7 protein-coding genes are annotated in these 8,072 nt (G+C 69.1%); all 7 read right to left on the bottom strand.

What is annotated here, in order from left to right; all coding sequences use genetic code 11:
* Window positions 1-11: 11 nt before the first annotated feature.
* The gene (locus ACFW1I_RS17010) at window positions 12-413 is read right to left on the bottom strand and encodes a hypothetical protein (protein ID WP_384670429.1); all 402 of its coding nucleotides are present in this window, start codon (window positions 411-413) and stop codon (window positions 12-14) included.
* Window positions 414-542: 129 nt separating this feature from the next.
* Window positions 543-1,787: a methyltransferase domain-containing protein gene (locus tag ACFW1I_RS17005; RefSeq protein WP_384670428.1), complete on the bottom strand. Its 1,245-nt coding sequence runs from the start codon at window positions 1,785-1,787 to the stop codon at window positions 543-545.
* Between the two features lie 73 nt (window positions 1,788-1,860).
* Complete coding sequence (locus ACFW1I_RS17000) at window positions 1,861-2,982, bottom strand: DegT/DnrJ/EryC1/StrS family aminotransferase (RefSeq protein ID WP_384670426.1); 1,122 nt, start codon at window positions 2,980-2,982, stop codon at window positions 1,861-1,863.
* Window positions 2,983-2,987: 5 nt separating this feature from the next.
* On the bottom strand, window positions 2,988-4,307 hold the full coding sequence (locus ACFW1I_RS16995) for an acyl-CoA dehydrogenase family protein (RefSeq protein WP_384670425.1): 1,320 nt from the start codon (window positions 4,305-4,307) through the stop codon (window positions 2,988-2,990).
* 122 nt (window positions 4,308-4,429) lie between these two features.
* On the bottom strand, window positions 4,430-5,455 hold the full coding sequence (gene rfbB, locus ACFW1I_RS16990; protein ID WP_384670423.1) for a dTDP-glucose 4,6-dehydratase: 1,026 nt from the start codon (window positions 5,453-5,455) through the stop codon (window positions 4,430-4,432).
* Entirely contained in the window at window positions 5,442-6,338 is an 897-nt protein-coding gene (rfbA, locus tag ACFW1I_RS16985) for a glucose-1-phosphate thymidylyltransferase RfbA (protein ID WP_384670422.1), read from the bottom strand. Before rfbA ends, rfbB begins: the two co-directional genes overlap by 14 nt.
* Before the next feature lie 732 nt (window positions 6,339-7,070).
* Window positions 7,071-8,069: a Gfo/Idh/MocA family protein gene (locus ACFW1I_RS16980; protein WP_384670420.1), complete on the bottom strand. Its 999-nt coding sequence runs from the start codon at window positions 8,067-8,069 to the stop codon at window positions 7,071-7,073.
* Window positions 8,070-8,072 lie beyond the last annotated feature (3 nt).

The following is an 8,072-nucleotide window of genomic DNA, read 5'->3' as shown; positions in this document are numbered from 1 at the left end:
GTGGGGGCGGTTCAGTCCTCCACGTAAAGGGTGGCCTCGGCGATCGTCGTGTTCTCGTCGGGCCGTTCCACGAACTTGAAGGTACGCGTCCCGGTCTTTCCGGCGTAACGGCCGCTGACCCCGATCACGGGGAACTTGTTGACGACGAACTCGCCGTCGGCGGGATTTTCCTGACGGACCGTCCCGGTCCAGCTGATGACGCCGTCCGCGAGCTTCTCGGTGGCCGTCATCAGCTGCATCAGGCTGCCGTCCTCCGGGTTCCCGAACACCACGGCCATGCCCTCCGAGGTGGACACCAGATTGCCGTCGGAGTCGTACAGCTCCTCGGTGAACGTGACGTGGTGCCCGACGCCGGGACGGGTCTCCCGGTGCACCGTCGTGTGACAGACTTCCCGGAGATTCTCCAGGTACATGAAGTTCCCTTCCGAAATCACAGAAATCTGGCGGGAGAACGCCTTCAAGAATCATGAACGGCGGTTCTTAAATCAGCCTAGGGCTGCGCCTGCAGCCCTAGGCCCGGGCCGACCGGGCCCGCCGCCGGATCACGTCACGTGGACCTGCGGGACGTAACGGATCCAGCGGCCGCCGGCCTGCTGGAATTCCTGCTCCTTCGCCATGATTTCCTCGGCGTGATTCCAGGCGAACAGCAGCGCGTAGTCCGGGTACGGGTCGGAGAACGCCGCCGCGGGCCGCACCGGGATGTGCCGGCCCGGGGTCAGCCGGTTCTGCTTGTCCGGCGTCGTGTCGCACACGAACGACACCAGCTCCGGGCCGATGCCGCAGAAGTTCGTCACCGTCGCGCTCTTCGCGGTCGCGCCGTAGCCGACCACGCGGCGCCCCTCCGCGCGCAGCCGCTCCAGCAGCGCCACCAGATCCTCGCGGATCTTCCGCACGTTCGCCGCGAACGCCCGCAGCGTGGCGAGGTCGGCGAGCTTCTGGTCGCGCTCCTCGGCGAGCAGCCGCGCGACGGCCTCCGCCGGAGTGCGCACGCCCTTGCGCGCGAGCGTGTAGCGGACCTCGCCGCCGTGCACCGGCAGCCGCTCCACGTTCACCAGCTCGAAGCCGAACCGGTCGGCCATCGCCTGCACCGAACCGGCCGAGAACAGGTAGAAGTGCTCGTCGTAGATCTGGTCGAACGAGGTCTTGGCGACGATGTCGCCGAGGTAGGGGTCCTCGAAGACGAACACGCCGTCCGGGGCGAGCAGCGCGTCGGCGCCCCGCAGGACCGAGTCCAGATACGGGATGTGGCACATGGTGTTGGCGGTGTAGATGACGTCCGCCGGCCCCTCGGCGGCCCGCACCTCCCTGGCCGTCGCCTCCTCGAAGAAGTCGGTGCGCACCCGCACGCCCTTCGAGCGCGCCACCTGCGCCACGCCCGCCGAGGGCTCGAATCCCAGGTGCCGGACACCCGCCTCCTGGATCGTCCCGAGCATGATCCCGTCGTTGCAGCCCATCTCCACGATGAAGGGGTCCGCCCCGGTCAGTTCGGTGGCGAGGAACGACCGGGCGACCCCGGCGAAGTGCTCGCGCATGACCGACGAGCCCGACGAGTGGTACGGGTAGTCGGCGTGGAACATCAGATTCCGCGGCACCTCCTCGGCCAGCTGCACCATCGTGCAGGTGCGGCACTGGACGACGGCGAGCCGGTAGAAGAACTCCTCGCCGGTGTCGTCCGGCTCCAGGAACCGGTCGGACAGGGGCTGCCGGCCCAGATCGAGGAACTCCTCGACGCCGCCGCCACAGATCCGGCAGGCCCCCGGGGCGGGCCCGTCGGTTACTCGATTCATGATCGAACTCCTTCTCGGTTCCGATTGCTGAGCGGCCGACCGCAGTCCTGACCGCGGGACGGGCGACGGGACGTCACAGCCCGGCCAGGACCTCGCGCAGCGCGCCGATCACCTTGTCCTGGCGGTCCCGGGGCAGCGACGGGTACATGGGCAGCGAGAAGATCTCGCCCGCGAGCCGCTCGGTGACCGGCAGCGACCCCTCGGCGTACCCGAGTTCGGCGAAGCCGGTCATCGTGTGCACCGGCCACGGGTAGCTGATGTTCAGCGCGATGTCGTACCGCTTGAGCCGCTCGATGACCTCGTCGCGGCGGGGGTGGCGCACCACGTACACGTAGTAGACGTGCTCGTTCCCGTCCGTCACCGACGGCAGGATCAGCCCGCCGGGGCCGGTGAGGTCCGCCAGGCCCTCCTCGTACCGGCGGGCCACCTCCCGCCGGCCCGCGATGTAGGTGTCGAGCCGGCGCAGCTTGCGGCGCAGGATCTCGGCCTGCACCTCGTCGAGGCGGGAGTTGTGCCCCAGGGGCCGGACGACGTAGTAGACCTTGTCCATCCCGTAGTAGCGCAGCTGCCGCAGAGCACGGTCGACGCCGGCGTCGTCGGTGATGACCGCGCCCCCGTCGCCGTAGGCCCCGAGCACCTTCGTCGGATAGAACGAGAACGCCGCCGCGTCCCCCGTCGTGCCGGCCGGCCTGCCGTGCTGCCGTGCGCCGTGCGCCTGCGCGCAGTCCTCCAGGACGGCCAGACCGTGCTCGTCGGCCAGCCGCCGCAGCGGAGCCATGTCGACGCACTGCCCGTACAGGTGCACCGGCAGCAGCGCCTTCGTACGCGGCGTGATCGCGTCCGCGACCTGACCGGTGTCCATCAGGTAGTCGTCCTCGCGCACGTCCACGAAGACCGGCGTCGCCCCGGTGCCGGCGATCGCGACCACCGTCGGGGCCGCGGTGTTCGACACCGTGATCACCTCGTCGCCGGGGCCGACGCCGAGTGCCTGCAGCCCGAGCTTGACGGCGTTGGTGCCGTTGTCGACGCCGACGCAGTGCCCCACTCCGTGATAGGCCGCGTACTCGGCCTCGAAGCCCTGCACGCTCTTGCCGAGAATCAGCTGCCCGGACTCGAAGACCGTCTCGACGGCCGCCAGCAGGTCCGACTTTTCCTGCTCGTACTCCGGCAGGTAATCCCATACACGAGTCGTCATTTCCCTCACCGTGACATTGGCGTACAACGCGATGGATCCGCTGAATTTCCGTTGCTCGTCGAGCGGGCCGCCCAGGTGCTCATGTAGTTGTTGTCCCGCTCGATCCCCAGCGCCTGCGCGCTGAGGAAGTCCACGCCGTCCACGTAGGCGTACGGCTGCATGAACCCGCCCGCCCTGACGTCGCGATAGAGCCGCGACAGCGGATGGGCCCCCGTGAAGGACGCGCCGCCGACCAGGGTCAGGCAGTCGTTGACGATGGCCGGGGCCATCTGGTTGACCGTCAGCTTGGCGCGCTGGAAGTGCCGCATCATCTGCCTGCCGCGCTCGTCGAGGTCCCCCGACAGATCGGCGTTGAGGGCGTCGACCGTGGTCAGCGTGGTGGCGAGCGTGGCGCGCAGCGTGTGGAGGCGGGCGTCCAGTTCGGCCACCAGGGTCCGCGCCGCGGCCTGCGGTGCCTCCGACCGGCGGGTGAGCGCTTGCACCGCCAGGTCGAACGCGGCCTGCGCGACGCCGAAGTAGATGCCCAGCATCGAGACCGAGCTGACCGTCTGGCCGGCGAGGACCGCGTCGCTGCGGGCCCCGACGAGGTCGCGCACCATGACGTCCTCGGCCGGGATGGGACAGTCGTCGAAGACGATGTCCATCGTGCCCGACGCGCGCATCCCGAGGCCGTCCCAGTTGTCCAGGACGGTGAACCCGGGGGTGTCGCGGTGGACGACCGGGGACACCAGCCTCGGCGGATCGCCCATCCCGTCCGTGCGCGCGTTGATGAAGAAGTGCGTGCCGATGGGTGCCATGGACACCAGCGTCTTGCGGCCGGACAGCAGCCACCCGCCCGATCCGTCGGGCCGCAGCGTGGTCACCGCGCCACGGGCGTCCTTGATGCCCGAGCACATGACCGCTTCGCCCGCGACCATCATCCGCATCATCCGCTCGGCGAGCACACGGGTGTTCCGACCGCCGTGCCGCCACTCGTAGCCGAGGGTCAGCCCCCGGCTGAGCTGCAGGTGCAGGGCCAGCGCCGTCGAGGCGTCGGCCTGCGCCACGTGCTGGAGCACGACCCCGACGTCGAACAGCCGGTCGACGCCCAGGCCGCCCAGCTCGGCGGGGACCGTCGCGCCCATCAGGCCGTCCTTGCGGAGCGCGTCGAAGGTCTCGGTGGGGAACCTGCCGTCGCGGTCGTTCTCCGCCGCGGTGGCCCGGATCCGCGGCAGGTGCTCGCTGAGCCGCTCCAGCAGGACGCGGCCGGCGGGGGTCACCGGTGCGTCGAATCCCGTCGCCGGGCCCTGAGGGGTCGTGCCTGAGGACAATACGTGCTCCGTCATGACTTGCTCCGTACTCTCTCCATCAGCGGTCATCGGCGGTCGTCGGCGGTCATGGGGCCGTCATCGGGCGGTCACCGGCGCGCTCCGGGCCGGACCCGGAGGTGTCCGCGGCCGGGCGGCCGTCACTCCGGTGGGGGAGCGGGGGCCGGCGTGCGGCCGGGTGCCGTCCGGCGGAGCGGTCGCCACCAGGACTCGTTCTCCACGTACCAGCGCACCGTGTCGGCGAGCCCGTCCGCCAGGTCGACGCGCGGCGTGTAGCCCAGCTCGTTCTTGATCTTCGTCCAGTCCACCGAATACCGCTGGTCGTGGCCCGGGCGGTCGGGAACGCTCCGCACCGCGGACCAGTCCGAGCCCGTCTCCTTCAGCAGCCACGCCGTGAGGTCGCGGTTGGTGAGCTCCGTCCCGCCGCCGATGTTGTAGACGTCGCCGGGCCGGCCGCCCTCCACCACCAGCTGGATGGCTCGACAGTGATCGTCCACGTGCAGCCAGTCGCGTACGTTGCTGCCGTCCCCGTACAGCGGGAGCTGCTCACCCTCCAGCAGGTTCGTGATGAACAGCGGAATGATCTTCTCGGGGAACTGGTAGCGGCCGTAGTTGTTCGAGCACCGCGTCACGCACACCGGGAGTCCGTAGGTCCGGTAGTAGGAGCGCGCGACGAGATCCGCGCTCGCCTTGGACGCCGAGTACGGCGAGTTCGGCTCCAGCGGATGGTCCTCGGTCCAGGAACCGGCGTCGATCGACCCGTACACCTCGTCCGTGGACACCTGGACGACCCGCCGCACACCCGCGTCCAGGCAGGCGTTCAGCACGGTGTGGGTCCCCTGCACGTTGGTGTGCATGAAGTCGGCCGGGCCGGTGATCGAGCGGTCCACGTGGGACTCCGCGGCGAAGTGCACCACGACGTCCACGCCCGGGAGCACCTCGGCCAGCAGGTCCGCGTCGCAGACGTCTCCGACCACCAGCTCGAACCGCCGGTCGTCGGAGACCGGAGCCAGGTTCTCCTCGTTGCCCGCGTACGTCAGCTTGTCGAGGACGACGACGGAGGCGTCCGCGAATTCCGGATACGCACCCGAAAGGAGCTGCCGCACGTAGTGCGACCCGATGAACCCGGCGCCGCCGGTGACGGCCACACGATTATTGCGCGACATATGCCAGCCCGCCCCAGTCGGTCTCGCTGGAAATCCCCATGAGATACCGGCCGTATCCCGATTCCTTGTGCTTCTCCCCGAGGGAGTAGCAGCTCTCGGCGTCGATGTAGCCCTTGTCGAGCGCTATCTCCTCCAGACAGGCGATCCGGCCGCCCGAGCGCTGCCGCTCCTGTACGAAACGCGTCGCGTCCAGCAGACCGTCGTAGGTACCCGCGTCCAGCCACGTGCTGTCCGGCCCGAGCGAGTGGAGCCGCGCCTTGCCCTGCTCCAGATAGACCCGGTTCACATCGGTGATCTCGAGTTCCCCGCGCGCCGACGGCGTGATGCCGTGCGCGATCTCGACGACGTCGTTGGAGTAGACGTACAGACCCGTCGCGACCTCGGAACTGCGCGGCCGGGACGGCTTCTCCTCGATCCCGATCACGTTTCCCTCGGAATCCTTCTCCACCACGCCGTACGGCCGCGGGTCGGCGACCGTGTGGCCGAACAGCGTGCAGCCGTCGGCGTCCTTCATGCTGCGCGCCAGGACGTCCGGCAGTTCCGGGGAGTGGAAGATGTTGTCGCCCAGGATCAGCGACACCGGGTCGGAACCGATGAAATCGGCCCCCACCCGGAAGGCGTCGGCGATGCCGGCGGCCAGCGGCTGCTCCGCGTAGGAGATGCGCAGGCCGAGTTCCGCGCCGTCACCCAGCATCTTCCGGAAGAGCGGCAGATCCGTCGGCGTCGAAATGACGAGGAACTCCCGCACGCCGCCCAGCATGAGAGTCGACAGGGGGTAGTAGATCATGGGCTTGTCGTACACCGGAAGCAACTGCTTGGAGAGGGCGAAGGTCAGTGGATAAAGACGCTTTCCCGTTCCTCCGGCAAGAACTATTCCCTTCACGGATGACACCTCTGTCGTCATAAGGTGAGTCGCGGGACGTGATCGCTGATGGTTCGTGACTGCCTGGGTGTGCCACCACCCCCGAACGAGGTGCCGGCCGAGCGGATCACGCAGCCGGAACGGGCGGGCGGAGCATGTCGCGGGACCCGGACGGCGCGGCCTGTCGGTGCGGGCACGTCGCCGGCACGGTGACGCCGGGCGGGGTGGAGACCGAGGCCCGGATCCGCTCCTGCGTCTCCCCGGTCCGCGCACATGGCCTTGACCCCCTCACCGCCCTCCGAGACGGTCAGCCGGACGACACTGGATGATGCTCACTGCAGCGGAAAAACCTCAACAGTGACGATCACCCTATTGTTGCGGCACAAAAGGCTTCTTAAGAGGCTCTAAGAGCAGCCTGGAACGAGCCTTGCCCAGACCTTGTGCCGCGTCGCGCACGGCGTTTCGGCGCTGGTTTTCTTTCGTCATTCCGCGATGAACCGCCACCTGATGGCAGAAAACAGGGATTCGACCGGCCGGATTCATCGGTCAGGAGAGAAGACGGACGCGCACGCCGCCCATGACACGGCCGCCCGGCGCCCGCCGGACCTCGGCCACGGGGCAGGCCGCGACGGCGCCCGCCGGCCCTGGTGACGCGTCGCCCGCGCAGGCCCGGCCGACCGCTCCGCACGCACACGGTGAGCGGTCGCGGCAGCGGTGACGGACGCCGGACGGTCGCCCGCCACCGCTGGATGACTACGGAAAGGAGATGTTGCGTGCGTTCGCCCGGACGGCGTCCACCAGGGACGCCTGACGCACCGAGTTCCGCGACCAGTCCTCGGGGCGCTCTCCGTTGAGCACTGCCTGGGCGAAGGCCCGGATGCTCTGGGCGAACTGGTCCTCCGATGGCAGGACGAACTGCTCGGCGTGATCCTGCCGTTCGACGTGGACGACCGGCTGGTACGTCGCCGGAGGAGTGAACACACGGTTCAGCCAGAGGCGGCCCGTGCTGCCCCTGAACTCGTAACTGTTGGTGTAGGAGTGCTCCATGCCGAACGTGAGCTGCGCGGTCACCCCCTGACCGGTGGTCAGGAGCGCGTTCCCTCCGACCACCACGCCGTGGGCCCGTTCGTGCCGGAGGACGGCGCCCGCGACATCGAGGTCCATGCCGAGGAAGAAGCCGGCCGCCCGGATCGGGTACACGCCGATGTCCAGCAGTGCGCCGCCGCCCACATCGGCCTGGTACCGGATGTCACCCTGTGGCTTGGGCGGGATCGTGAAACTGGCGGCGAACGAACGGAGTTCACCGATGACGCCGTCCGCCAGCAAGGCCGCGACCCGCTCGTGCTGAGAGTGGTGGAGGAACATGAAGTTCTCCATGAGCAGCAGCTCCCGCTCCGAGGCCAGCGCGAACAGACGCTCGGCCTGGACCCGGTCGGTGGTGAGCGGCTTCTCCGCGAGGACGTGCTTGCCCGCGCGCAGCGCCCGATCGATCCATTCGGCGTGCAGCACGGCCGGAAGCGGAACGTACACCGCGTCGATGTCGTCACGTTCCAGCAGGGTGGCGTAGCCCTCGACGGGCTCCCCGCCGAACCGGTCGGTGAACTGCCGTGCCCGGTCCCACCCCCGGCTGGCGATGGCCGTCACCTCGGTGAGCGGTTCGGCCGCCAGCGCGGGCAGCGCGCGCCGCCACGCGATGTCGGCACATCCGATCACTCCGACACGGACAGGGTTGACGCTTCCCGAATGCTCCATCAG

It is taken from the genome of Streptomyces sp. NPDC058955 (assembly GCF_042741435.1).
In the GTDB taxonomy this organism is placed as follows: Bacteria; Actinomycetota; Actinomycetes; order Streptomycetales; family Streptomycetaceae; genus Streptomyces.
Note: the sequence above shows the minus strand (reverse complement) of the source record. Positions and strands in the feature narration are given on the sequence as shown.

Coding starts and splice junctions, on each gene's coding strand:
- ACFW1I_RS16980 (WP_384670420.1), bottom strand. CDS start 8,069: ATGGAGCATTCGGGAAGCGTCAACCCTGTCCGTGTCGGAGTGATCGGA.
- ACFW1I_RS17000 (WP_384670426.1), bottom strand. CDS start 2,982: ATGACGACTCGTGTATGGGATTACCTGCCGGAGTACGAGCAGGAAAAG.
- ACFW1I_RS17005 (WP_384670428.1), bottom strand. CDS start 1,787: ATGAATCGAGTAACCGACGGGCCCGCCCCGGGGGCCTGCCGGATCTGT.
- ACFW1I_RS17010 (WP_384670429.1), bottom strand. CDS start 413: ATGTACCTGGAGAATCTCCGGGAAGTCTGTCACACGACGGTGCACCGG.
- rfbB (WP_384670423.1), bottom strand. CDS start 5,455: ATGTCGCGCAATAATCGTGTGGCCGTCACCGGCGGCGCCGGGTTCATC.
- ACFW1I_RS16995 (WP_384670425.1), bottom strand. CDS start 4,307: ATGACGGAGCACGTATTGTCCTCAGGCACGACCCCTCAGGGCCCGGCG.